We start from the raw sequence: 25,235 nt of genomic DNA, 5'->3' as shown, positions 1-25,235 counted from the left end.
CATTTAAGGCGTTTCGACAGGCTCAACGTGACAAATTGCTAAAACCTAAAAACTGCTCTTCTGTATTTTATCATGAAAGGGCAGATACTCAGCCAGTGCTGCAGATCCATACCAATTGTATAATTCTGGTTCGAGTAATTTAGCCTTAATTGCAGGGTCGCTTTCTAATAGTTTTTTGGCTTCCTCAATTGATTTGGTATTTAAAATGAAAATACCGCGGTAATTTTTGTCGTTTTTACCCATCGGGCCAGCGACCACGAGTTTTTGTGCTTCAACCATTTTGCCCATGTTTGCCATATGCCCTGCAAATAAACTATCGGTTTTGGCTTTAGTTTCAGTGGTATTGGTACCTGATTTAAGCATCACGAGAACATACATTTTCATTCCATAATTATCGGCGCCGAGTTTCTTGGCTAAGGTTTCATCATAAGGCACTTTGGCTTTTTTCTCCTGAGCATTAACAGAAATAATGGCCGTGATCAGGATGGTGAGTAATAATAGCTTTTTCATCTGATTTTTAGTTTGGTTAGTTTAAAAATAAGAAAAAATGCTGTTAATATTCCCCTCAAATTGAGGGCTGCCCGAAAGTTGGGAGGTAATACGCTAGTTAGTAAAGCCTTACAAAAGAAACACTGGCCTATGTTAAATAAACCTGATTGTAGTGCGCATCCCGATATTTTTCATCGGGATAAAACGAAAAGCAGGACTGAATTAACCGAAGTGATTCACGCCCTGCTTTTCTAAATATCAATTAACCAGTTAAACAATTAACCGATTAACCAAAACTAGTTATTCATCATTTTAATAAAAGCGCCCAATTTAGCTTTCATGGCTCTCCTATCTACAATAAAATCGAGGAAACCATGTTCCAGAACAAATTCTGAAGTCTGGAAACCTTTTGGCAGGTCTTTTTTAATGGTTTCTTTAATTACTCTTGGGCCGGCAAAACCGATCAATGCACCTGGTTCGGCAATATTAATATCGCCCAGCATCGCATAAGATGCCGTTACGCCACCGGTAGTTGGATCCGTTAACAATGAAATGTAAGGCACTTTAGCCTGACCCAATAAAGCCAGTTTAGCAGAAGTTTTAGCCATTTGCATTAATGAAAATGCAGCTTCCATCATCCGTGCACCACCTGATTTTGAAATCATCAGGAACGGAACTTTATGTTTAATACTATAGTCGATTGATCTGGCAATTTTCTCACCTACAACCGAACCCATTGAACCACCGATGAAGGCGAAATCCATACAGGCAATCACGAGATCTTGTCCTTCGATTTTACCAACACCTGCACGGATAGCATCTTTTAAGCCTGTTTTAGCCTGGCTTTCTTTAATTCTATCGGTATAAGGTTTGTTATCGTTAAAGTTTAGCGGGTCGCCTGATGTTAGGTTAGGGAAAAGCTCTTTAAACTCGTTGTTGTCAAATAAAACCTCGAAATATTCTTTTGAGCCTACCCTCAGGTGGTAATCGCAGTAATGACAAACATATTTGTTTTCCTGAAGTTCTGCCTGATGTAGTGGTTTCTTACAATTCGGACATTTATTCCACAAGCCATCTGGTGCTTCCTTTTTCTCTTCAGTTGTGGTAATGATACCTTTATTCTCTCTTTTAAACCAAGCCATATAATTTTTTAAAGAATTGGATTGCAAAGAAACGAAAAATAAAATAAAGATAAGGAATAACCAACCATCAAATTGGCATCAAAGACAAATCGTCAAGTAGCAATGACCAATATCCATTAATCGAGTTCCAATGATCAGACCAGCAAAGCAACTACTAATGCTTAAAACGCAATATTCAAACTGAATGTATACAGTTTGTTTTTTTCTAAGCACGTTGTAATGTTTGATAATTGATCATTGTGATTTGATTATTTCGATAGGTGTGTCTTTTTTACACTAAGGATAATGTGTTTTTTACACTAAATAGGCCTTATTTTGCTGTTAGGCAAATAATTCTGTTGTTACAAAAGCTTGGAATGTTATTTTTTTTTATAACTTCGGACTTAATAAAATTAACAAGAAATGAGTTTAAAAGGCTACAAAGGCGTAATTTACGGAGATGCCGTTCAAGAATTGTTTGAGCAGGCTAAAAAACATCAGTTTGCTTTACCAGCAGTAAACGTAACCGGAACAAACACGGTTAATGCGGTATTGGAGACTGCTAAGGCAGTAAATTCGCCTGTTATGATTCAATTGTCTAACGGAGGTGCACAGTTTTATGCTGGTAAATCATTAGATAATGAGAAATTGCAGGCATGTATTTTAGGTGCTGTATCGGCAGCTAAACATGTACATTTATTGGCAGAACATTATGGTGTTGCCGTGGTTTTACATACCGACCACGCCGCTAAAAAATTATTGCCTTGGATTGATGGACTTTTAGACCACGGTGAAAAATTCTTCGCTGAAACCGGAAAACCTTTGTTTTCATCACATATGTTAGATTTATCGGAAGAACCGATTGAAGAAAACATGGAAATTTCTGCTAAATATTTAGCACGCATGGCTAAAATGAACATGACCATTGAAATCGAACTTGGTGTTACAGGTGGTGAAGAAGATGGTGTGGATAACAGCGATGTAGATAGCTCTAAATTATATACCCAACCTAGCGAAGTGGCTTATGCTTACGAAGAATTGAGCAAAGTTTCTCCTCGTTTTACTGTTGCTGCTGCTTTTGGTAATGTACATGGTGTTTATAAACCAGGTAACGTAAAATTGCAACCGGTAATCTTGAAAAATTCTCAGGATTTTATCAAGGAGAAATTCAGCTTAACCGCAGAGAAACCAATCAATTTTGTTTTCCACGGTGGTTCTGGTTCTTCTCAGGAAGAAATCAGAGAGGCAATTTCTTATGGTGCGATTAAAATGAATATCGATACTGATATGCAATGGGCATTTTGGGAAGGTATTTTAGAATATTACAAAAAGAATGAAGCTTATCTTCAAGGCCAGATTGGTAACCCTGATGGCGATGATAAACCAAATAAAAAATACTACGATCCACGTGTTTGGTTGCGTAAAGGTGAGGAAACCTTTGTAAAGCGTTTAACCACTGCTTTCGAAGACCTGAACTGTATCAACGTAAACGACAAGCTTTAATGGAATGTTTTAAGGTTTTAAGGTTACAATAATTCTAACATTACAACTTTTCAGCTAAAGGTAAAAGCGCCATAGGTTTAAAAACTTATGGCGCTTTTGTTTGTTTTATGGTTATATTTAAGCAAACAAATTGTAATGGCAAAATCTAAAAACGAAACCAAGAAAAATAATTTTTTCGAAAAATTCGCTAACGCGGCAACAAAGTTTACAGGAAGTTCGGTTGCTTTTATTTCGGCAACTGCAATTGTAATTATATGGGCAGTAACAGGACCACTATTCAATTACTCCGAAACCTGGCAATTGGTGATTAATACAGGCACAACCATTATTACTTTCCTGATGGTTTTCTTAATTCAGAAGGCCCAGAACAAAGATGGTAAGGCCATTCAGTTAAAATTGAACGAATTAATTGCAGCTCAACAGGGTGCGAGTAACCGTATGGTGGATATTGAAGACCTCAGTGAAAAAGAACTGGACCAGTTGCATAAATTTTACGTTACGATTGCTACACTTGCCAAAAAAGAGGCCGATATTCATTGTTCGCATTCCATAGATGTAGCCAAAGAGCTCAATGAAATGAAATTAAAATCGAATAAACACTTTAAACACCACGATAATGAGTCTACACGTTCAAAAAGTTAACCATCCCGAAGATTTAGATAAAGTATTTGCTATACGTAAAATTGTTTTTGTAGACGAACAGAATTGTCCGCCGGAGCTGGAATGGGAACATGAAGATGAGTCAGTACATTTTCTGGCCACCAGTAACGGTCAGCCTTGTGGTGCTTGCCGGTGGCGTAAAACAGATAATGGTTATAAATTGGAACGTTTTGCGGTATTAAAGGATTTTAGAGGACAGGGAGTTGGCCGTGCGCTAATAGCGGAGGCACTTTCTGATTTACCTGAAGATGCACATTACATTTATTTAAACTCACAGCTGGATGCCATGAGTTTATATGCCAAATTTGGTTTTGTAGCCGAAGGCGAGCAGTTTGAGGAGGCTGGAATACAGCATTTTAAAATGGTGAAGAAGGTTTGATGTAGTAAGCCACGGAGGCACTGATGGTACAGAATATTTTCTGTGAGGATCCGTGGCTCCGTGGCAAATAAATTACCCAAATATCTCCCCCGATAAAGCCATTGCCTCATTCCACTTATCCATCTTGAGGTTTAAATTTTCTCCCTTAGCATTCAAATAGCCTATTACATCTTCGGTAGCAATATTGCCTGTAAGGTCATCAGCTGCCATCGGGCATCCGCCAAAGCCTTTTAAGGCCGAATCAATGCGTTTTACGCCTGAATGATAAGCAGCTTCTATCTTTTCAAAACGTTCAGCAGGAGTGGAGTGCAAATGAATACCAACTTCTGTACCGCTAAACCTCGAAATCAGTTTTGGCAATATACTCGTTATCTTTTCTGGTGTTGAAACCCCAACGGTATCCGCTAAAGACAGAATTTCTACTCCCTTACTCACTAAAATATCAGCCCATTGTTCTACAATTTCACCATTCCATTCGTCGCCATAAGGATTGCCAAAACCCATAGACAGGTAAACTACCGCTTTCTTGTTGTTTTTAGCACACAGCGAAAGCATTTCCTCAACAGTAGTTAAGGATTGCGTGATGCTGGAGTTGGTATTACGTTGCTGGAAGGTTTCTGAGATTGAAAAAGGGAAACCAAGGTAATCGATCGCGCCATGCTTTACAGCGTCTTCTACACCCCTTAAATTGGCTACAATGGCCAAAAGCTTCGTCGTGGTGCTATTGAGGTCTAATTTTGCTAAAACTTCAGCTGTATCAGCCATTTGTGGGATGGCCTTCGGCGACACGAAACTTCCAAAATCGAGCGTATCAAAACCCACCTGAAGCAAAAGGTTCAGGTATTCAACCTTTAGCGCTGTTGGAACAAAATCATGCAAACCCTGCATGGCATCACGTGGGCATTCTACTAATTTGAATTTATTCTGGCTCATATTTTTGGTTTAACCGCAAAATGCGCAAAGTTTGTCGCAAAGAAAAGAATATTTTTAGATTCGAGCTGAAGTTTTGATAGTTGATGGTCACGTGGTTGATAGCGATGGTGCATCATAAACGGATATAAATTTATGATACACTCCAGATAAGATAATTACATTAGGACTGACAATAGACCATTTGCCTATCAACTCATCACGATCAACTATTATCCATCAGGGGATCGCTATGACCAATAAACTAATGAACCTTCTCTTCAGTCGGTACCTCGTCTCTATAATCAACACTACGGTCTTTGGCAAAGGTTCTGATAATTAAACGTGTTCCCCTGTCGTAGCTGAAATAACTCCAGACCCAGTTTACAAAGACAATAATTTTGTTTCTGAAGCCTACCAAAGTCATTAAGTGGACAAACATCCAGGTAAACCAGGCGAAAACCCCTTGAAAACGGATTTTACCGATATCTACAACCGCTTTATTTCTGCCTACGGTGGCCATGGAGCCTTTATCAAAGTATTTGAACTTTTCTAAAGGCTTGTTTTCTTTAATGTTGATCAGGTTTTTGGCAAGGTGATGACCTTGTTGTATGGCCGCAGGAGCCACTCCTGGATGACCGTTTGGTGTTTCCTCATTAATAATGGCCGCTACGTCGCCAATGGCATAAATATTTTGGTAGCCTACCACCAAATTTTGGGTATCAGTTTTTAATCTGCCACCCCTAACCACTTCAGCTTGATTTAAACCACCTAAAACTTCACCCTTAACACCAGCACTCCAAATTACCGTAGAACTTAAAATCGGCGCCTTATCCTGTAGCGTAAGCGTATGTCCGTCGTAACCCAGCACCCTGGTTTCGTTCATGATCTGAACGCCCATATCGGTAAGGAAATCTTTGGCTTTCTTTTGTGCCTGTGGCGACATTACCCCCAATAATTCAGGCGAATTTTCGATCAGGTAAATGTTCACCCTGCTCAAATCCATTTCCGGATAATCGTTCGGGATTACATGTCTTTTAAGCTCAGCAATGGCGCCAGAGGTTTCTACCCCGGTTGGACCGCCACCAACTACAACAAAGTTTAACAATGCACTTTTTTTATCCAAATCTTTTTCGATCAGTGATTTTTCGAAATTCTGTAAAATTAAACTTCTTAAATCCAGTGCCTCCGGAATTGATTTCATTGGCATTGAGTTGGCTTCAATTTCTTTATTGCCAAAGAAATTACTGGTAGAACCTGTGGCAATCACCAGATAATCATAATTAACCCTGCCGATATCTGTTTGCAAACAGTTTTCTGCTGCGTTCACTTCCGTAACCTTAGTTACCCGAAAAATTAGATTTTTCTGTCCTTTAAAAATCTTCCTTAAAGGAAAAGCAATCGAATCTGCTTCCAAGCCTCCCGTAGCAACCTGATAAAGCAGCGGTTGGAAAGTATGATAGTTGTGCTTATCGAGCATAACCACCTGAAAGGGTTTATTTTTTAAACGTTTAGCTAACTCAATTCCACCAAATCCACCGCCAACTATAACTACTCTAGGGTATTCGCTTTTAGGAAGTTGTAAATCCATTTTTATATCGGTTTATCTATCGCTAATGTAACAAAAAGGTAGCCAAAAGGTTTAGGGAATAAGGTTTTGGCAGATATTCCAGTATAATAATCAAGATATAACGTTGGTATGACGGAGCGTAGTTTTATTTAATTTTGAGCACTGTCCCGAATAAAATAAACCTGATAGCAATGGAAATCCTTTTTAATTTGTAGCAATCCCTAACATCTTGTCAGGCTGAGGAACGAAGCATTTGAAACCGATGAAACAGATGCTTCGTTCCTCAGCATAACAGTGCCAATTAAAAAGATTGGAATGTATAGCAGGACTATCGCAAGCGAAGAATTACAGGCTTTGCTTTTCCATTATTAAACATATAGAAGATCAACTTCGTGTCTTCGTTTCCTGATGGTAATGGCACATAAAAAAAGCGTCCCGGATGCCCGGAACGCTTATATATTTTAGGATTATTAATCTTTTACTTCTTTTTCTCAGCTGAGCTACCTAAATCGATAACGATAGGAGTAGAGATACATAATGATGAATAGGTACCAATGATACGGCCGATCAACAAGGCGAAAATAAATCCACGGATGCTATCACCACCGAAAATAAAGATAACCAATAACACGAAGAATACGGTTAACGAGGTTAAGATAGTACGACTTAATGTACTGTTCAATGCGAAATTGATCAGGTTATTACGCTCATCGCCATGTAAATCTTCTTTACCGGATTCTTTTAACTTCTCGCGGATACGGTCGAATACAACAACTGTTTCTGTCATGGTATAACCCATTACCGTTAAAATTGCTGCGATAAAATCCTGACCGATTTCTAATGAGAATGGCATAATACCGTCTAAAATCGTGTAGAAAGACAATACCATTAATACATCATGGAATAATGCGATTACCGCACCTAAACCATATTGCCATTTTTTGAATCGCACTACGATATAGATAAACATGAATAAACATGAGATCAATACCGCATAGAAAGCACCGTTTACGATATCACTGGCGATAATCGGCGTCACTTTTTGTGAGCTTACGATTTCATATTTAGAACCTGCTAAACCTTTGTTTAAAGCATCTTCTACAACTTTATCAGTTTTAATGTCCTGATCTTCGATGTGGAAAGTAGTGGTAATTTTTACCTGACTATCTTCACCTGCAGTTTTAACCTCTGGGGTTTCGTTGCCGAAAACAGGGTTTAACTTGGTTTTTAAATCTTCAGTGTTAACTGCTTTATCGAAGTGAACCAAATAGGTTCTACCACCTTTAAAATCTACACCCAGGTTTAAACCGCCGTTTTTGAAGTACATGCCAATACCGGCAATGATAATGATGGTAGAGATAATGTAATAGATTTTACGACGGCCAACAAAATTGAAGGCCAGGTTTTTAAATGCATTACGTGTTAGGCTGTTATCGAAGCTTACATCGATTTTGCGGTTTAATAACGATTCGAAAACAACTCTCGAAATCGCTACAGCTGCAAATAATGATGAAAGGATACCAATACATAAAGTAGTTGCGAAACCTTGAACCGGCCCGCTACCGAAAACGTAAAGGATGGCACCTAGAATAAATAAGGTAACGTTTGAGTCAATGATTGATGGCATTGCATGTTTAAAACCTTCTTTAATTGCAGTAGCCGTGTTTTTACCATGGGCAAGTTCTTCACGAACACGCTCAAAAATCAGGATGTTTGCATCTACCGATAAACCAATGGTTAATACGATACCTGCGATACCTGGTAAGGTTAATACTGCACCAAGCGATACCAAAATACCGATGATGAAGAATAAGTTGATTAACAAGGCAAAGTTAGCAATCCAGCCTGCACGGTGATAATATAAAGCCATGAAGACTAAAATTACGATAAAGGCAATTACGAATGAGATTAAACCATCGTGGATAGCTTGTGCACCTAAAGTAGGACCAACTACATAGCTACCTGCAATACGCGCAGGAGCAGGTAATTTACCAGCTTTTAAAATGTTTGATAAATCTTTAGTATCGGTTTGGGTAAAGTTACCTGTGATAGAAGAAACACCACCAGCAATCTCGTTCTGTACGGTTGGAGCAGAATAAACCTGGTTATCTAATACAATAGCAATAGATTTTTTGTTGTTTGGATCAGCAGCAGCTTCAGCAGTAATTTTTTTCCATTTAGCAGCACCTTCGCTGGTCATGTACATGGTTACTTCTGGCTTGTTGTGCTGATCGAAATCATCTTTCGAATCGCTGATCGCGTCGCCACCTAAATCTGGTTTGCCATCGGCACTTACCACTTTAATGGCATATAATTCGAAAATTCTCGAACCTTCCCTTGGTTTAACACTCCACATAAATTTCATCGTAGATGGAATAGATGCAGCAACTTCCGGAAGTTTTAGGTAGTTGTTGACCTTTGCAGTATCTTTTTGTAACGACATACCAACAACTGCACCTGGCATTAATTGTTGTTGTCCGTTTTCGCCCTGATAAATTGGAAGATTAAGAACAGCATATAGTGGGTTAGATTTTGCCAATTCGGCTCTAACAGCCGTAGAATCTTTTTTACCTAAGCCTGCAAGTTTACCACCTTTAGCAGTAGTATCTTTAGCAGCTGCTTTTTCTAAACCAGCTAATTTACCACCAGCAGCAGGAGCGGCAGTTGTATCTTTATTTGCAGGCGCATCAGTTTTTAATGTTGCCGCTAAAATTTTATTAATGTTTTCTAGTAAAGGCGCAACTTCCTGTACCTGGTATACCTGCCAGAACTGTAACTCGGCAGAACCTTGTAAAAGTTTCGCCATACGCTCCTGGTCTTGCACACCTGGCATTTCGATTAAGATACGGTTACTACCCTCTTGTTTTTGCATGTTCGGACTTACAACGCCGGAACCATCAATACGAGAGCGTAAAACTGTAAACGAACGATCGATTGCACTTGTTGCTTCCTTCTCTAAGAAAGATTCAACTTCTGCATTGCTTGCACTAGGTTTTAACTGAGATGCGTTATCCTGATTAGAAAAATAATCTGCAAGTTTAACGCCAGGGCTTAATTTTTCGAATTCATCAACAAAAATTTTGATGTAGTCTTTGCCACCGGCATTTAATTTTGTCTGTGCGTTTTGAATTGCTGCGTTGAAGTTACCATCAGTAGGGTTGCCCGCTAACGATTTAACCAGCTCCGCTAACGATATCTCCATCGTTACGTTCATTCCGCCTTTTAAGTCCAAACCTAAATTGATCTCTTTCGCTTTTACCTCCTGATAGGTAAATCCAACTAAAGGATAAACTTTCACGGTACTCATCGAATCTAAGTAAGCCTTTTCTTTGGCCAAATCACCCTTCGCAGCGTTTTTTGCGTCTTTTTCCACCTTGGATGCTACCAAAGTAAATGAAAGTGCGTACGCACAAACGATAGCCAATACTATCGCTATAAACTTAATAAAACCTTTTCCTTGCATTGTTTGTTTAAAATAATTTTGTCTTTCGCTGTTTTTTAACAAGTCGGCAAATCTAATTAAATTTTTAAATTATAGAACCCCTTAATTGATAATTTATTAACAATAATTTTTATCAGGCAATAATCTCGTTTTCTGTCCGATAATCGTTTTACCAAATACCCACGTGATAATGCTGACAAATAATTGGGAAAGCAGGTGCAGCAGCTTTTGGCTTTGGTTCGGTCCCGCTTTGCCTCCTGCCAATTTTGAAGGAAAATTGGCATCCTTTCCAATCGGGTTTAGCTGGCAGTTGTGGTGGTCTTTGGAGATCTCATCATTGCGGAGAACGAAGCCACCCTACAAAACGGGCGCTGATTAATGACGGTTTGATTTATATCCTTTCTAAAACTTCAAAAGTATAATCGTACTTGTTTTTTTCGTCGGCTTTATGTGCTTCACTGCTAATTACCTTCCATTCTTCGCGGTTAATTTCAGGGAAAAAAGTGTCCGCATCAAAATTGTGGTGGATGGTAGTTAAATAAAGCGTAGAGGTTTTGGGCAATGCCTGTCTGTAAATTTCGGCTCCACCCACAATAAATACTGGTTTTTCAGCTGTTTTGGTAATGGCTAATGCTTCATCTAAACTGTTTACCACTTCAACACCGGCTATTTTTAATTCAGTATCCCTGGTAATCACAATGTTTCTGCGGTTGGGCAATGGCCTTCCAACTGAATCAAAGGTCTTACGGCCCATCACCACAGTATGTCCGGAGGTGGTTTGTTTAAAAAACTTTAAATCGGCTGGCATGTGCCATAAAAGCTGGTTGTTTTTGCCGATTGCAAAATTTTCGCCTACGGCTACGGCTATCGAAAGCGAAGGGCTTTTTGGTTCATTCGTCATTGGTCATTTGTTTATTGGTTCATTTCGCTTATGCGTTTATTAGTTCATTGCTTTGAACCAACAGAACCCTTACCTATAAATTTTATATAAGAATTAAGCTTAATATGAATGATTTCTAATTTTTTATAAAGATCCTGATATTCTTTATCTGTGATCAGGGTTCTATTTCATTTTCCTCAAAAGCGATTTTGTCTCCAGGATCGAACCACGGCTATAATAACAGAAGTTTTTATTTTCCTTAAAATGAAAACGTCCGTAACCTTCAGCAATATTTGCACCTATTGAGTCTGCAGATCTACAAACCTGCTTGCCAATGGTATCTTTTGCGAAAAAGTTCCATTAGTGGTAACGTCCCAAATTTCATTTGATAAATTCTCTGCAAGGATGTAAACTTCCAAATCTTCAAGTTTGTTGTAGCTCATAATTATTCTATTGATAAAATTAATTATAAGGGATGATTTAAAATATATACTATTTTACGTTGCTAATGAACTATTGAACCAATGAACGATTGAACAAATACTACACCGCCACAATTCCTTTAATATGAGGATGCGCTTCGTAGTTCTCTAAAGTGAAATCCTCAAACTTAAAATCAAAGATGCTTTTCACTTCAGGATTGATTTTCATTGTGGGTAACGGTTTAGGCTCACGGCTCAATTGGAGGTTGGCCTGCTCAATATGGTTGTTGTATAAATGTGCATCTCCAAGGGTATGGATGAAATCTCCGGCTTCCAGATCGCAAACTTGCGCCACCATCATGGTAAGCAAAGCATAAGAGGCAATATTAAAAGGAACACCCAGGAAAATATCGGCACTGCGCTGATACAATTGTAAACTAAGTGTGCCTTTTGTTTCCCCCTTTAGTGGGTTAGGGGGTGCCACGTAAAACTGAAAAAAAGCATGACAAGGGGGTAAGGCCATACTCTCGATTTCGGCCACATTCCAGGCAGAAACAATAATTCTTCTTGAATCGGGATTGTTTTTTATGGTATTGATGATATTGGTGATCTGATCGATGTGCTGCCCATCGGGTGTTGGCCAGCTTCTCCATTGCGAACCGTAAACCGGACCAAGGTTGCCGTTTTCGTCAGCCCACTCATCCCAGATCCGCACACCATTATCTTTAAGGTATTTAATATTGGTATCACCGGTTAAAAACCAGATCAGTTCGTGAATAATAGATTTTAAGTGCAGTTTCTTTGTGGTCACCATCGGAAAACCTTCCTGCAGGTTAAAACGCATCTGATAACCAAAAACACTTATTGTTCCGGTGCCTGTACGGTCGTGCTTTTGAGCGCCGTGATCAAGCACATGCTGCATTAAATCTAAATATTGTTTCATACCCCAAACCCCTAAGGGCTTCCAAATTGTAAATAATTAATAAACTACAAATATCTAAAATTTATCAGGTGTTGTAAATCATTTTTATACACACTGGTGAATTGTTAACATTGTACTGATATTTACGTATCAGCCCGACATGAAGCCGGGGTCTACGGTGTATTTAATATTGGCTACTTGTTTGTATGTTTGCAAAATGGGTTGGCTGCTGGTTTCGGCACCATGGACTCAGGACTTAAGACTCACGACTCAGGACTAACATGCTATCTTTTCCCAACGCAAAAATAAACTTAGGCTTAAATATCACCGAAAAACGTGCTGATGGTTACCACAATCTCGAAACTGTTTTTTATCCAATCAATATCAAAGATGCTGTTGAAATTACGGACGCTGAAGTAACCTCCTGCAAAATCCATGGAATCGATATTCCGGGTGATGCCAATGATAATCTTTGTTTAAAAGCCTATCAACTGGTGAAAAAAGATTACAATATTCCTGCACAGCAGATCAACTTGTTGAAGAATATCCCTGTGGGTGCGGGTTTGGGTGGAGGATCGGCAGACTGTGCTTTTCTAATTAAATTACTGAATGAGAAATTTAGTTTAGATTTATCTATTGAACATATGGAAAGTTACGCCCGTCAATTGGGGGCAGACTGTGCTTTTTTTATAGAAAACAAACCTGTTTATGCATTTAATAAAGGCGATGAGTTTGAAAAATGTGAGATAGATTTGTCAGCCTGGTTTAAAGTTTTGGTAAAACCACCTGTACACGTCAGCACGGCCGATGCTTATGCGCATGTAAAACCGCAAAAACCTTTGCAATCGTTAAAAGAAATCATACATTTGCATCCAACAACATGGAAAAATAAGGTTATCAACGATTTCGAAATATCCGTTTTCGCTAAATATCCCCAAATTCGTCAAATAAAAACCAGTTTATACGATGCAGGCGCAACATTCGCTTTAATGAGTGGCAGTGGTTCGTCGGTTTTTGCAATTTTCGACCATCCGGTTAAATTGCACGAGCTGGAAAAAAGCAACTTAGTTTATTATAATATTTAAATAGAGCTTAAAGGTTAAAGCAGAAAGACTAAAGCAAATGCGTCTTGATCCTTGATCCTAATACTCGGTACTAACAAAATGAACATAAATCTGATCCGCAAGAGCGGTAAATTTAATTTTGAAGCGGAAAACGAGAGCGGTTTTACTGTGGAGTTGGATGCAAAAGCCGCTATTGGTGGCGAAGGGAAAGGTTTCAGGCCAATGGAGATGTTGCTTATTGGATTAGGGGGCTGCAGCGGGATTGATATGGTAAATGTATTAACCAAACAAAAAGAGCCTCTTGATGACATCAAAATTGCCATAAACGCAACCAGAAAAGAGGAAGAAATGCCACCTATTTTTGATGTAATTGATATTCATTTCGATTTATTCGGCGATTTAAGCGCTCAAAAAGTAGAACGTGCACTACAAATGACCTTTGATAAATATTGCTCGGTATCGAATATCTTAGGGCGTTCGGCAACGATTAATTTTACTTATAAAATAAATAAGGTGTAAGGTATAGGTTTAAGGTGTAGGGTAAAAGGTTTAAGGTCTAAAATCTTATGTCTCACATCTCCAATCTCATGTCTCACATTTCAATACTCATATCTTACAATATAATGAAATCCGAAAATTTTGAAACCATAGCTATACGCACTCAAACCGAACGCAGTTTACACAAAGAGCATTCATCACCCATCTACCTGACTTCGAGTTATAAATTTGAGGATGCAGAAGAAATGCGTGCCTTGTTTGCCAACGAAAAAGAGGGAAATGTATATAGCCGTTATTCAAATCCAAATACATCTGAATTTATCGAAAAAATGTGCCTTCTGGAAGGTGCTGAAGATGGCTTTGCTACAGCTACAGGTATGGCCGCAATTTTTACCACATTTGGTGCATTTTTGAAAAATGGCGATCATATTGTTTCGAGTAGATCGGTATTTGGTTCTACACACCAACTATTGACCAACGTTTTTTCGAATTGGGGTGTAACTTTCGATTATGCCGATTTGGATAAACCACAGGATTGGGAAGCACTAATCAAACCCAATACCAAAATGATTTTTGTCGAAACACCGTCAAACCCGGGTATCGATATTATTGATCTTGAATTTTTAGGTAATCTGGCTAAAAAACACAATCAATTATTGGTGGTTGATAACTGTTTTGCTACACCATATTTACAACGGCCCATTGAACTTGGCGCACACATTTCAATTCACTCGGCTACCAAATATATCGATGGGCAAGGCCGTGTACTGGGAGGTGTTATTCTAGGTACCAAGGAGCTGATTGCCGATGTGATTGGTTTTGCCCGTCATAGCGGACCAGCTTTATCGCCATTTAATGCATGGATTTTATCTAAAAGTTTAGAAACCCTCGCGATCCGTATGGACCGTCATTGTGAAAATGCCTTAAAAGTGGCCGAATATTTAGAAAAGCACCCAAAAATTAAACTGGTGAAATATCCGTTCCTGCCTTCTCATCCTCAGTACGAAATTGCCAAAAAACAGATGAAACAGGGTGGGGGGATTGTAACGATCGTGGTTGATGGCGGCATTGATGCGGCCCGTAAATTTATGGACAATTTGCAGATGTTCTCGATCTCAGCAAACCTTGCCGATACCCGTTCAATCGCTACACACCCAGCAACCAGTACGCACAGCAAGCTTACAGAAGAGCAAAGGAATGAGGTGGGTATCGAACAGGGTTCTATTCGTTTATCAATTGGTTTGGAGCATATTAACGATATTTTAGCCGATATTGAGCAGGCATTAGCTTAATCAATAATTAAGAGTAAAGTCCAAAGGCTGGACACCCTTTGGACTTTCACTACAGTGTTGCAATCTCTTTTGTTTCTGCGGCATTTTTGACCAGGCAACTTATAAAATTCCATTTATTTAAGCGGATGCTAATCGTTTTATGGTTTTTTAAACATTACCTTAAAGCATGTTACCTTCCAGGTCGGAAAATCGGCTGGTTTGGTAATGAGTAAAGCATCATCCTCTTGCACCCATTTCAACTTTTTCTTGCTACCTATAAGTGTAACTGAGGCAATAGGCTGATCAAGGTATTTTGATTTCGCACCGAGCAAATTCATCCTGATTTCCTCTTGAGGTGTATTTAAACAGAAGGCAAAGAGATTACCATCTTTAGTGGTATAACGAATATCTGATGGTTGATATTCGCGGGTATCTGTTAAGCCCCCAAAATGACCTTTTTGCTGATTTGATTTAATGGTTGATGGTCCCTCTCCATATACTTTCCATGGTCTTGTAGCATAAATACCTTCACTGTTCAATGTCGTCCATTCTCCAATTTCAGTCACAATTTTTACTACATCAGGCTCCAGATCTCCCTCAGGGGTTTGCACAATATTGATCAACAGATTACCGTTTTTACTCACAATATCTATGAGGAGCTGGGCAATTTCATCAGCACTTTTGTACTGCTGTCCGGTTCGGTAGTACCAATCGCCTATCGAAGTATCGGTTTGCCAGGGGAATACGCTAATCGAATCCATTACACCGCGTTCAACATCTTGTACCCATTTACCTTGCGAGAATTCTTTAGGCGTGTAAACGGCTTCTAGTTTGCCTTTATTCTTAGCCATATCCTGATTGTAATAATGCGCCAACATGCGTTGCCCGGTACTGTCAAATGGTAATTTACTATCAGAATACAAAAGATCTGGATGATAATTGTCAATCAGCTCGGTAACATATTCCAGCCATTTTTTATGCCAGCCTTTATTATTGGTCAGCCATTCATTAATATTACTCGAATCGGCAGGTAAATGATAAAGATCAGCGTATTGGGGATCACGTCCATCGTATGGTATACCTGCAAACGGCCCGGTTTTATCCGCTCCGTGACTTGGTTGAAACCAATTGAAACTTGCCGCAAGATGTTCGGAGACCCCAAATCGGAGGCCTTCTTTTTTTGCCGCTTTCTGCCATAAGCCAACAACATCTTTATGTGGCCCCATATTTACCGAATTCCACTTATGGATTTTAGAATTCCATAAAAAGAAATTGTCGTGGTGTGATCCCATAGATACAAAATATCTGGCTCCCGCTTTCTTATATAATTGCATCAGTTTTTCGGGGTCCCATTTCGAGGCTTTCCACAATGGAATAAGATCTTTATAGCCAAACTTAGAAGGTGCTCCGTAATTTGCAATATGATATTTATACTCACGGCTACCTTGCAGGTACATGTTTTTTGCATACCAGTCTCCCTGGCGTGGAACGGCTTGAGGACCCCAATGCGACCAGATTCCAAATTTTGCATCCCTGAACCAATCCGGGTATTTGTATTGTTTTAATGATTCGTCCGTTGGCTTAAAGATTTCCTGCCCATTTTTCTCCTTTAGGTTTTGGGCCATTATATGCGCCATTGGGGAAAATGCGATAAGACCTATTAATAATGTTTTTTTCATTTTGATGATCATTAGATATTTAAATCACTTGGGATCTCCATATAATCGCCTGCAAGATGTTGGGGGATGGTGATTGCCATGTGGTCGTATATTTGGTTGTTGTAACAAACTTAAATAACTGATCCGACGTATTTTTAAATAAATTGGACTATTTGTTGTAAAAATCCGACATTTAGACATGGTAAAAAGAGTATTGCAAAACACCTTTTCTTTACTAAATGTAGATTATGTCCATCTCACGAGCAAATGGGATTATAGAAGTGTCATCAGCCCTTATCACCGCATCTATTACATAGACGATGGTACAGGTGAAATATCCGATCAGGTAAATTTTTTAAAACTTGAACCAGGATATCTTTATATCATACCAAGTTTTACCCTATGCAACCTGCGTTGCACTCGTTATTTAAGCCAGTATTTTGTCCAGTTTTTTGAAGAGTCCGCAAGCGGAGTATCACTTTTCGCGCAATGCCGGACCATCTTAAAAATTAAGGCTTCACAACTGGATATTGATCTTTTTAAGCGTTTGCTCGAAATTAATCCAGGGCGGGGGATCAACCGGTCTGATGATCCCAGAGTGTATGAAAAGAACATTTTTTACAGAGAATATCAGGAACTTAATAATTTGCAGAATTTAGCCACTTATATGGAAACCCAAGGTATATTGCTACAATTGGTCGGGCGTTTTCTTCATGCCCAGCTTTTTCTCAGACAAAGCTTACCTCATGTTCCTGTTAAAATCGCCGAAACAGTAGGCTATATTTTGGTCAACCTACATCAGGATTTATCGGTAACTGGCCTTGCCGCGCGTGTCAACCAGCATCCGGATTACTTTTCCCGCCAGTTCAAAATTTTTACCGGAGAACGCCCCATAAATTATATACTTGCCAAACGAATTGAGCGGGCACAACATTTATTGGCTACAAGCCAGTTGGCCCACTCAGACATAGCCACGCAAACCGGTTTCGATTCTCTTTCCTATTTTTCCAAATCTTTTAAGAAACTTACCGGCATGTCTCCCCGGGTTTATAAAAATCAGGTATATCTGCTTGGTTTTTCAGCTCCATAAAAAAAGAGCGTGATCATGATATGATGGTACACGCTCTTTTTTACATACTAATGGTTTCTATTCGTATTTTGTAAAATCTACGGCAAATATGCAGCGGTTAACCTGACTGCCATTTTTCGCTCCGGCATTGGGTTCAAACTCGGTTAAGCTCCATAAATAATTGTATTGCGTTTCAAGATATAAAGATTCGGCACCGTATGGCCATCTGTATCTGGTGGTATTGGTATCTCCATCGGTGTATCTGGCCAAACGGGCAGTAGATCCGTACGATTCACTTGGCGATCCGGTGCACGAAAGCCAGGTCCTGTTTCCTTTCCTGAAAACGCCCTGAATGCCATGAGCATGATCAGAAGCAAAGAGGCTGTTTTTGGGGGTTACCGTTTGTATGCCCGAATTTTGAACTTCGCCGGCAGCATTGATCGGAAACCCGAATATTTTAGGTACAATAGATGCATCGGCACTTCCGGCATAATACTGTCCCGTCCACAATTGATTGTTTTCGTAATTTACCTGTACGGTTGAAAAGGGATCAGCATCATTGATTTTATAATAACCTACCTGTGGCAGGATGTAACGGTAATTAAACGCATAAAGATTACCGCCGGCATCTTTACCACACTTATTTTCGGTGCCGGTTCCTGAAGTTACTTCGATAATCTTGTCTAAATCGAATACTCTTAACCCAAGGCTTGTACTGCTCAGATAAATTTTACCGTTAAAATAAGCTATACCACCTGCATGTACATTCAAGGGCGCATAGGTGCCATATTGCGTATAATCTAAAGTTCCTGTTGGCAGGGTAGGTTGTACCAATAAAATGTGCCTGTAGGTTAGATAAGTGGCCGAACTTGGGCTAATGTCGATAAGGGTTATCCTTGATCCTTTGCTCTCTGCGGCATCTTTGGCGTACCAGCTTACCAGTAAATAGCGTACGCCATTTCTGGAGAAACCCGCAATTCCCTGCGGACGCCATATCGAGGTGGTTTCATCATCTTCATTCCATCTGATACCCCTTACCCTGTTTTCTTCCGGTACATTAAAGCCATACACCTCAGTGTAGGCACTGCCGCCAATGGCCTGGCGGTTTTTATCCAATTGTGTTGGGTTTAAAAATGAAAAACCGGTGCTGATATAACTTGAGGTATTGGTGTAGGCATTTACACTTGCGGCGGCACTGATTTCTGCTGTAATGGCCGATAGCGCATTTTTCCTCAAATTTGCGGTATTGAGGTTTTCTTCGGGTAAGTTGTTTTTTTTGCAGGATACGGTTATTGCGTAAAAGAACAGTAGCATTAAGGTGAGTTTTTTTTGCATAGGTTTTAAGGTTGATTGTTATGTAAAATTAAAGCAAGTTTAAGAGGTAGATATAAACTTAAAACTGAAAAAGTGTTAAGTATTGGTTATGTTTAGTAATTGGGAGTATAGATCAATTGTTTTGACCGGGCTTCCGGAGTTTTATCCGTCTGCAGGCGTTTATAATTTCTTAAGTCCCTCAAAAAACTTAAATTCGTGTAATGAACGATATCGATTTCATTCTTTCCGAGCTCCGGTCCATCAGCGAGCCTGATTACCTGAAGAAAATGGCTCATTTTGGGATCGATACCTCTAAAGCGTTTGGCATACGCGTACCGAATATCAGAAAGCTGGCCAAGCAGATCGGTAAAAGTCAGGAACTGTCTTTGTTGCTTTGGGAAACCGGATTTCATGAAGCACGTTTGCTGGCTACCTTTATCGGCGATTATAAACAGATAACAGAAGCGCAAATAAACGCGTGGACAAAAGATTTCAGCTCCTGGGATATATGTGATCAGGCTTGTGGGAATCTTTTCGTTAAAACGCCTTATTTTAAGCCGAAGGTTTTTGAGTTTGCCCAGGCTGAAGCCGAATTTGTAAAACGGACTGGTTTTGTTCTAATGGCCGAGGCTGCGGTGCATCTTAAAAAAGAACCCGACGAAACTTTTCTGGGTTTTTTGCCCATCATCGAAAGAGAAGCCTACGATAACCGGAATTTTGTTAAAAAGGCCATCAACTGGGCATTACGGCAGATTGGGAAAAGAAATGTTTTCCTGCATCCGTACGCAATAGAAAGTGCAAACAATATTCTTAACCAAAACAATAAAAAAGCGAACTGGATAGCTTTGGATGCACTGAGGGAGCTTAACAGCGATGCAGTACTGGCAAAGCACAGGCCTTAGTACATCAGGTTTTTCATCCACTTAGCGCCAAACGTCATACACTATACCTTTTCTTACCCTACATCAATGCTCGGGAAGCAGCAGTGCTGTAAATTTGTATCATAAATAAGAAAGGAAATTTATGTCACAGTTTATTTTGCACAAAGAAAACACCCGCGGTCACGCCAATCATGGCTGGTTAAACGCACACCATTCGTTCAGCTTTGCTAACTATTACAATCCTGAAAGAATGCACTTCGGAGTTTTAAGGGTTTTAAATGACGACAGTATTGATGGTGGAATGGGCTTTGGTTCTCATCCGCATGATAATATGGAAATCATTACCATTCCATTGGCAGGTGCAATTGCGCACAAAGATAGCATGGGGAATTCGGCAGTGATTAAAAACGGAGAAATTCAGGTAATGAGCGCCGGTACCGGTGTTAGCCACAGTGAATTTAATGCAAATGCAGATGAACAGTTAAATTTATTACAGATCTGGTTGTTCCCGAACAAGAAAAACGTTACCCCACGTTACGATCAGCAAACTTTAGATCTTGCTGCAAGACACAATAATTTTCAGCAGATTTTATCGCCTAATGCGGATGATGCCGGTGTGTGGATCCATCAGGATGCCTGGTTCTCGTTAGGTAAGTTTGATGAAGGTTTTGAAACAGCGTATAAAATTAAAAAAGCTGGAAACGGGGTTTATGCTTTCGTCATCAGTGGCGAAGTAAGCATTAACGGCCAGGTGCTGAGCAAAAGAGACGGATTGGGCGTGTGGGATACAGACAGCATCAGTTTTAAAGCCAATACTGCCGATGCAGAGGTTTTATTGATGGATGTTCCGATGGAAATGAATTAAATTAGAAGAATCGTCATTTCGATTGTATTGTTCCAAAGGAACTCCTTTGGAAGAGAAGTTTTGGAGTAGAGACCAAACACTACTCTGCCGATGAAGAATCGGTGCTTCAGTCGGAATGACGATTTTTTTTCGATCTGTGTTATTCTTTTAAATTTAAAAATATGCAAACTACCATACTTTATATCGGCCGGGATACAGAAATTACCGCAGTAATGAACCGCTTATTAAATGCAAGGCCCGAATGGAAGGGATTATGTGTTTGTAAAAATGAAGAAGCCATTTCTATTTGCAAAGAACAGCACATTGATCTGGTTTTATTGGGAAATGGAATCGATCAGGATTCTGAAACCGAACTGAAAAATAAACTTCTTGCCTTAAGGCCAGGCCTGAAAATTATCCAGCATTATGGCGGAGGTAGCGGTTTGCTTTACGGAGAGATCATGACCGCGATCAGCCCGGATTTTTAAGATTATAGGATTTCAGATAAATCTTAGAATCCCGAATTAATCCTAGTTCATGTTATCCGGATGTTTCGTATTGCAAACGCTCTTAAAGTTAATCTCCTGCTTCCAAAATTGATCAGTGATCCTGCAGGTAGTTTATAGGTTTCGAGATAGTTAACTGCTTGAACAAGATAGGCATCATTCAATTTTGATACTGCTTTTAATTCTAACATGATTGTGTTCTCAACAAAAAAATCTACCCTTCTGTATCCAATTTAATATCACGATAAAAATATTCATCGTCATTTCTTCTTTGTAGGGCAATTGCTCTATCCTCTTTTCGATACCCAAGGCTTTTTGATCAATCTTTTCTTGAAAACCTAGCCAAAAAATGAATGAACTTGCATTGTGCAACCAATAATTCGGCCAGTTAAATCCCCATATTTCATCATAACAAATAAAAATTATTGTATGAAATCGGGATGTTTCTATTAAAACTAAATAAGCTATAAATCTTAAAATCCATTAACTGAAACATCTTGAATAAATAGTCCTAAAATATTATAACCTCGAAATCTTAAGAGCCATGATCCTGAAATCCAAAAACCCTACTGGTCCCGGCACTAGCTAATGTAGTCTCTATCCTCATCACTCAATTCTTTTTTGTTCGAAACTGGTTGGTGTCTTTCGATCTCATCATCATAACTACTCACTGTTTTTCGCGGACGGCCCACCACGAAGCCAATAATAAAACCGATGATGATACAGATGCCGATCACCAAGAGTTTAGATACAGGAACGGTGGTAACCAAAAAGTCGAAATCAACGGCTTCGGTATTTACCATCAAAAATATGGTCAGCAATGCGGTCAGGATAATGATGGAAATTGTTTTTGCGCTCATGGTTTTAAAAGCTATAATTAAATGAAAACTCTAATATCGGATTTTGATTGTAAATCTGATTAACAAAAACCAACCGCGCTCCTAAATCTACAACAGGTTGATAGCGCAAAAGGTTTACACTTGTGTTTAATTCTACGCCGTAAGTTTTCGGATCGTTAAAGGTAGTGCCCTTACCAATGTTCTCGTAATGGCAGAATAAACCCGCCCTGAAATTTCTTACATAAGCAAACGGCCCTAACTCCCAATCGGGAAAAGCAAAAGGAAAGCGGTAGTTAAAAAGCAGACTGTTTTGCAGTACACTTTTTGCAAGGATGTTGTTGTATCCATAAACAGTTGCGATCTCGGTGGCGTACTGGTTTACACCGCTAGCTTTTTGGTAATTGAAGCTCGCTAAAAAGGAATGGTTTTTGGCGAGCCCCGGAAAGTAAAGGAAACTTTCGAGTGCAAGAATTTCTCCCTTTAAATTTTTGTCGAAGGGCTGGTGGTTGTAAGTTGCCCTGAACACCTGTGCCCATTTCGGAGCAATATCTCTTTCAGTAGTGCGCACGCTATGGTTGAAAGTAAAATTGTATTCCACCGGAAATTTGAGTTCACGGATGAAGTTACTGAGCATATTTTCGGGCAGATACCTTTGCGTAAAACTGGTGGCTGCGTTGAGCGTAAAATCATAGGTCTCATTTCGTGCATTAAACGAGAGTGGAAGTGAAGCATTGAGCTTAATATAGTTTTCCCGCCAATCGCCTTGTTGTGTCACGTTTTTAGCTCTGTAGAACGTTCTTTTCGGGCGGTTGCGATATAGCAAGCTGAACACCGGGTAAAGCGCCTTATAACTGATGTCTGCGGTGTACTCAAAACGTTTTAAATCGCGGTGGTATTTTGCACCTGTATAAACGTCCATGGTGTTGAGCAGGTTGTTCGATTGCAGTTCGAGTCCGAAAAGATATTCATTATCGATAACCGGAATAATGCTGTGAAAACTGAACAGGTTTAATGCCTGATGATAACGCTTAGACTGGTAGGTGCTGTCGGGAATTTGATCAAAAACGTTTCCAACGTTTTCCTGCTTTTCTGCAGCGACAGAAAAATCTACAAAGTTATCTTCACCAACCGGTTTTTCTTTTAATGTTGCTTCGGCAATTTCATAACCATTGATCTTATAATTGTTAAAAATGATTTTGCCATCAGTGCTTTCGGTAGGGTTGAAGGCTCCGTATTTTGAAGTGCTGAGTGCATTTATTTTTTTTGAAAAAGGATCTATACTGTAGATATTGTCAATGCCGTTAAAGTGGGCATTGAAAATAATTTTTTCGTTGATGAAAATTGGTCGGCTCAATTGTTGTCTGCTGTTCGAAATCAGCTCCGATTTTTTATCCCCATCAATCAGCCATAAACTTTTTCCTTTTTCAGTCACGCTGATATAGGTGATTCTGTTTCCAGACTGATCAAAGGATGGCGTCTGTAAAATTTCATTCGCCGGATTTGGATAAATCTTTAAGATCTTTCCGGAACTGGCATCTAATTCTACGAGATTAAACTGGTTGTTCAGCTCCACTTTAGCTGCAATAATTTTCTTTCCGTCACTAGAAAGGCTGGGAGAGAAGAGCCTGCTTTGGCTGCTTAATTTTTTGAATTTTTTGGTCTCTAAATTATACGAACAGATTACACTATAACTCCTTTGTTTATATCGGGGGTCGTAGCGTATTTCATCCCAAACTAAGAGGTTGTTTTTTAAGCTGAACCACGGCTGTTCCTGATAGCCTATTCCGAATAGTTTTTGTTCCGATTTATCTTCATTAATAATAACAAAATAACGCGCGTCAGTCTTGCTTTCTTTTAATGCCAAAACCTGGTTTTGATTTAAGCGGACTGGGAGGAAATAATCGGTAGCTAAAGCTGGTTTTTTATTTAGGCTTTCATAGCTTTCGGTAATCGATTTTTCTTCCTGTATTTTCCATTTTTCAGCAAGCTTGTTTTGGGTGGAAAGAAAGTATTGTCTGGTATTTAGTTTTGTCAATTTTTTTAGGCTCTGTGAAAATGGGTAAAGTCTTATGGGCCTTTTTCTGATGTCGCCGAGTAAGCTATCGGAAATGAACTGACCATATTTTTCTTTCATGTCTGACACCATCAGATATCCGGTCTGGTAGTAGCCTGGCGTGACGTCTTTGTTCGATCCAAAATAAGCTTTGCTATAAGAGATTTTTTTGCCTTCCAAAATGGAAGTCCGGTAAGGCATGATCCAGTTGGGCTGCCGGCCCCTGCCCGAATAGGTCAGGGAAGTTTCGTTAACTACCGCATCACCCTCGAAAAACCAGGTGGGAATGCCGGCCCCAAAGTAAGCGAAGTAAACCAGCTCAGGGAAGGGGTGTGCTTGTGTTCCTGTCAATTTGTCAAACTGGGCAATGTGCCTAAGTTCGTGCACGGCAAGGTTGTTCAACCAATCCTGACTATCGAAAAACTGAGGTGGTGTAGCATAGAATTCGGACTTCTTTGGAGCAAGCTGTACAAAGCCATTTGCTACCGTTCCACGGTTCTGTAGTAGGAGCGGAATGGAGGTTTTTTCCTGCCTTAAGCCAAGACCTATTTTAGTATAGATGAAGGGGAGGGTATTGGCCATTCTTTGAGCTTCTTTCTCCAGTTCTTCCGGATAGATGATTTTAAAGCCACCTGACGAAATGTAGTTCCATTTTACACTAAGGGGGTTTTGCGCAGTGCTGAAAATCTGTCCAAAAACCGATAGTGATGTTAAACTTAAAGTAATTGCGCTTAAATACTTGATAATTAGTTTCTTGTTTGATATGTTTAAATTCATCTAAATTATTTGCTAAAATATTTAGTTTTTTGAAATTTGCAATTGCTGGTATTTATAAATTTTTAATTGATGTTAAATTATTTAATTTATTGATTTTTAAATGTTTATAAAATTTATATAAATCCTTAATTTGTTGATTTTGCCGTTACATTTTGTTTATTTTC

General features: G+C 39.3%; 24 protein-coding genes. 10 read left to right on the top strand and 14 right to left on the bottom strand.

What is annotated here, in order from left to right; genetic code table 11:
* Positions 1 to 45: 45 nt before the first annotated feature.
* A complete protein-coding gene (locus tag AC04Q1_RS07195; RefSeq protein WP_478363212.1) occupies positions 46 to 510 on the bottom strand; it encodes a YciI family protein in 465 nt (154 codons plus the stop codon).
* Between the two features lie 275 nt (positions 511 to 785).
* Positions 786 to 1,631, bottom strand: a complete 846-nt coding sequence (gene accD, locus AC04Q1_RS07190) for an acetyl-CoA carboxylase, carboxyltransferase subunit beta (protein ID WP_131532007.1) — start codon at positions 1,629 to 1,631, stop codon at positions 786 to 788.
* Positions 1,632 to 2,033: 402 nt separating this feature from the next.
* Here accD and fbaA point away from each other — a divergent pair, with 402 nt between their 5' ends.
* The 3 genes from fbaA (at position 2,034) to AC04Q1_RS07175 (ending at position 4,152) form a co-directional block, all read left to right on the top strand.
* Positions 2,034 to 3,113, top strand: a complete 1,080-nt coding sequence (fbaA, locus tag AC04Q1_RS07185) for a class II fructose-bisphosphate aldolase (protein ID WP_116252823.1) — start codon at positions 2,034 to 2,036, stop codon at positions 3,111 to 3,113.
* Between the two features lie 135 nt (positions 3,114 to 3,248).
* A complete protein-coding gene (locus tag AC04Q1_RS07180; RefSeq protein WP_478363209.1) occupies positions 3,249 to 3,755 on the top strand; it encodes a low affinity iron permease family protein in 507 nt (168 codons plus the stop codon).
* A complete protein-coding gene (locus tag AC04Q1_RS07175) occupies positions 3,730 to 4,152 on the top strand; it encodes a GNAT family N-acetyltransferase (protein WP_478363207.1) in 423 nt (140 codons plus the stop codon). Before AC04Q1_RS07180 ends, AC04Q1_RS07175 begins: the two co-directional genes overlap by 26 nt.
* A gap of 72 nt (positions 4,153 to 4,224) precedes the next feature.
* Here the strand turns inward: AC04Q1_RS07175 and AC04Q1_RS07170 are convergent, their stop codons facing one another.
* The 7 genes from AC04Q1_RS07170 to AC04Q1_RS07140 form a co-directional block, all read right to left on the bottom strand.
* A complete protein-coding gene (locus tag AC04Q1_RS07170) occupies positions 4,225 to 5,085 on the bottom strand; it encodes a hydroxymethylglutaryl-CoA lyase (protein ID WP_478363205.1) in 861 nt (286 codons plus the stop codon).
* A 241-nt stretch (positions 5,086 to 5,326) separates the two neighbouring features.
* Positions 5,327 to 6,652: an NAD(P)/FAD-dependent oxidoreductase gene (locus tag AC04Q1_RS07165; protein ID WP_478363203.1), complete on the bottom strand. Its 1,326-nt coding sequence runs from the start codon at positions 6,650 to 6,652 to the stop codon at positions 5,327 to 5,329.
* A 457-nt stretch (positions 6,653 to 7,109) separates the two neighbouring features.
* Positions 7,110 to 10,094, bottom strand: coding sequence for a protein translocase subunit SecDF (gene secDF, locus AC04Q1_RS07160; protein ID WP_478363201.1), 2,985 nt, complete (start codon positions 10,092 to 10,094; stop codon positions 7,110 to 7,112).
* A gap of 370 nt (positions 10,095 to 10,464) precedes the next feature.
* A complete protein-coding gene (locus AC04Q1_RS07155; protein ID WP_478363199.1) occupies positions 10,465 to 10,974 on the bottom strand; it encodes a dihydrofolate reductase in 510 nt (169 codons plus the stop codon).
* A gap of 162 nt (positions 10,975 to 11,136) precedes the next feature.
* Complete coding sequence (locus AC04Q1_RS07150; protein WP_478363465.1) at positions 11,137 to 11,244, bottom strand: four helix bundle protein; 108 nt, start codon at positions 11,242 to 11,244, stop codon at positions 11,137 to 11,139.
* An 8-nt stretch (positions 11,245 to 11,252) separates the two neighbouring features.
* On the bottom strand, positions 11,253 to 11,396 hold the full coding sequence (locus tag AC04Q1_RS07145) for a hypothetical protein (RefSeq protein ID WP_478363197.1): 144 nt from the start codon (positions 11,394 to 11,396) through the stop codon (positions 11,253 to 11,255).
* Between the two features lie 100 nt (positions 11,397 to 11,496).
* The gene (locus tag AC04Q1_RS07140; RefSeq protein WP_478363195.1) at positions 11,497 to 12,318 is read right to left on the bottom strand and encodes a thymidylate synthase; all 822 of its coding nucleotides are present in this window, start codon (positions 12,316 to 12,318) and stop codon (positions 11,497 to 11,499) included.
* Between the two features lie 260 nt (positions 12,319 to 12,578).
* Here AC04Q1_RS07140 and ispE point away from each other — a divergent pair, with 260 nt between their 5' ends.
* From ispE to AC04Q1_RS07125, 3 genes are all read left to right on the top strand, one after another.
* Entirely contained in the window at positions 12,579 to 13,382 is an 804-nt protein-coding gene (gene ispE / locus AC04Q1_RS07135; RefSeq protein ID WP_478363193.1) for a 4-(cytidine 5'-diphospho)-2-C-methyl-D-erythritol kinase, read from the top strand.
* A 78-nt stretch (positions 13,383 to 13,460) separates the two neighbouring features.
* Complete coding sequence (locus tag AC04Q1_RS07130) at positions 13,461 to 13,880, top strand: OsmC family protein (RefSeq protein WP_478363191.1); 420 nt, start codon at positions 13,461 to 13,463, stop codon at positions 13,878 to 13,880.
* Positions 13,881 to 13,984: 104 nt separating this feature from the next.
* Positions 13,985 to 15,151 carry a trans-sulfuration enzyme family protein gene (locus AC04Q1_RS07125; protein ID WP_478363189.1) on the top strand — a complete coding sequence of 389 codons (1,167 nt, stop codon included), beginning with the start codon at positions 13,985 to 13,987 and terminating at the stop codon, positions 15,149 to 15,151.
* Between the two features lie 137 nt (positions 15,152 to 15,288).
* Here AC04Q1_RS07125 and AC04Q1_RS07120 read toward each other — a convergent pair whose 3' ends face one another.
* Positions 15,289 to 16,809, bottom strand: coding sequence for an alpha-L-fucosidase (locus AC04Q1_RS07120; protein WP_478363187.1), 1,521 nt, complete (start codon positions 16,807 to 16,809; stop codon positions 15,289 to 15,291).
* Positions 16,810 to 16,987: 178 nt separating this feature from the next.
* Between AC04Q1_RS07120 and AC04Q1_RS07115 the strand changes: the two genes are divergently transcribed.
* A complete protein-coding gene (locus AC04Q1_RS07115) occupies positions 16,988 to 17,878 on the top strand; it encodes a helix-turn-helix domain-containing protein (RefSeq protein ID WP_478363185.1) in 891 nt (296 codons plus the stop codon).
* A 57-nt stretch (positions 17,879 to 17,935) separates the two neighbouring features.
* Here the strand turns inward: AC04Q1_RS07115 and AC04Q1_RS07110 are convergent, their stop codons facing one another.
* Positions 17,936 to 19,192: a hypothetical protein gene (locus tag AC04Q1_RS07110; RefSeq protein WP_478363183.1), complete on the bottom strand. Its 1,257-nt coding sequence runs from the start codon at positions 19,190 to 19,192 to the stop codon at positions 17,936 to 17,938.
* A 200-nt stretch (positions 19,193 to 19,392) separates the two neighbouring features.
* Between AC04Q1_RS07110 and AC04Q1_RS07105 the strand changes: the two genes are divergently transcribed.
* The 3 genes from AC04Q1_RS07105 (at position 19,393) to AC04Q1_RS07095 (ending at position 21,384) form a co-directional block, all read left to right on the top strand.
* The gene (locus AC04Q1_RS07105; protein ID WP_478363181.1) at positions 19,393 to 20,073 is read left to right on the top strand and encodes a DNA alkylation repair protein; all 681 of its coding nucleotides are present in this window, start codon (positions 19,393 to 19,395) and stop codon (positions 20,071 to 20,073) included.
* A 121-nt stretch (positions 20,074 to 20,194) separates the two neighbouring features.
* Positions 20,195 to 20,917 (top strand): pirin family protein, encoded by a 723-nt coding sequence (locus tag AC04Q1_RS07100; RefSeq protein WP_478363179.1) that lies wholly within the window; start codon positions 20,195 to 20,197, stop codon positions 20,915 to 20,917.
* A 161-nt stretch (positions 20,918 to 21,078) separates the two neighbouring features.
* On the top strand, positions 21,079 to 21,384 hold the full coding sequence (locus tag AC04Q1_RS07095; protein ID WP_478363177.1) for a hypothetical protein: 306 nt from the start codon (positions 21,079 to 21,081) through the stop codon (positions 21,382 to 21,384).
* 47 nt (positions 21,385 to 21,431) lie between these two features.
* Here the strand turns inward: AC04Q1_RS07095 and AC04Q1_RS07090 are convergent, their stop codons facing one another.
* From AC04Q1_RS07090 to AC04Q1_RS07080, 3 genes are all read right to left on the bottom strand, one after another.
* Entirely contained in the window at positions 21,432 to 21,635 is a 204-nt protein-coding gene (locus AC04Q1_RS07090; protein WP_478363463.1) for a GxxExxY protein, read from the bottom strand.
* A gap of 348 nt (positions 21,636 to 21,983) precedes the next feature.
* A complete protein-coding gene (locus AC04Q1_RS07085; protein WP_478363175.1) occupies positions 21,984 to 22,262 on the bottom strand; it encodes a hypothetical protein in 279 nt (92 codons plus the stop codon).
* Positions 22,263 to 22,266: 4 nt separating this feature from the next.
* Complete coding sequence (locus tag AC04Q1_RS07080; RefSeq protein WP_478363173.1) at positions 22,267 to 25,071, bottom strand: TolB family protein; 2,805 nt, start codon at positions 25,069 to 25,071, stop codon at positions 22,267 to 22,269.
* Positions 25,072 to 25,235: the final 164 nt, after the last annotated feature.

The organism is Pedobacter humicola (genome assembly GCF_056490705.1).
This window is presented reverse-complemented; position numbering and strand designations above follow the sequence as displayed.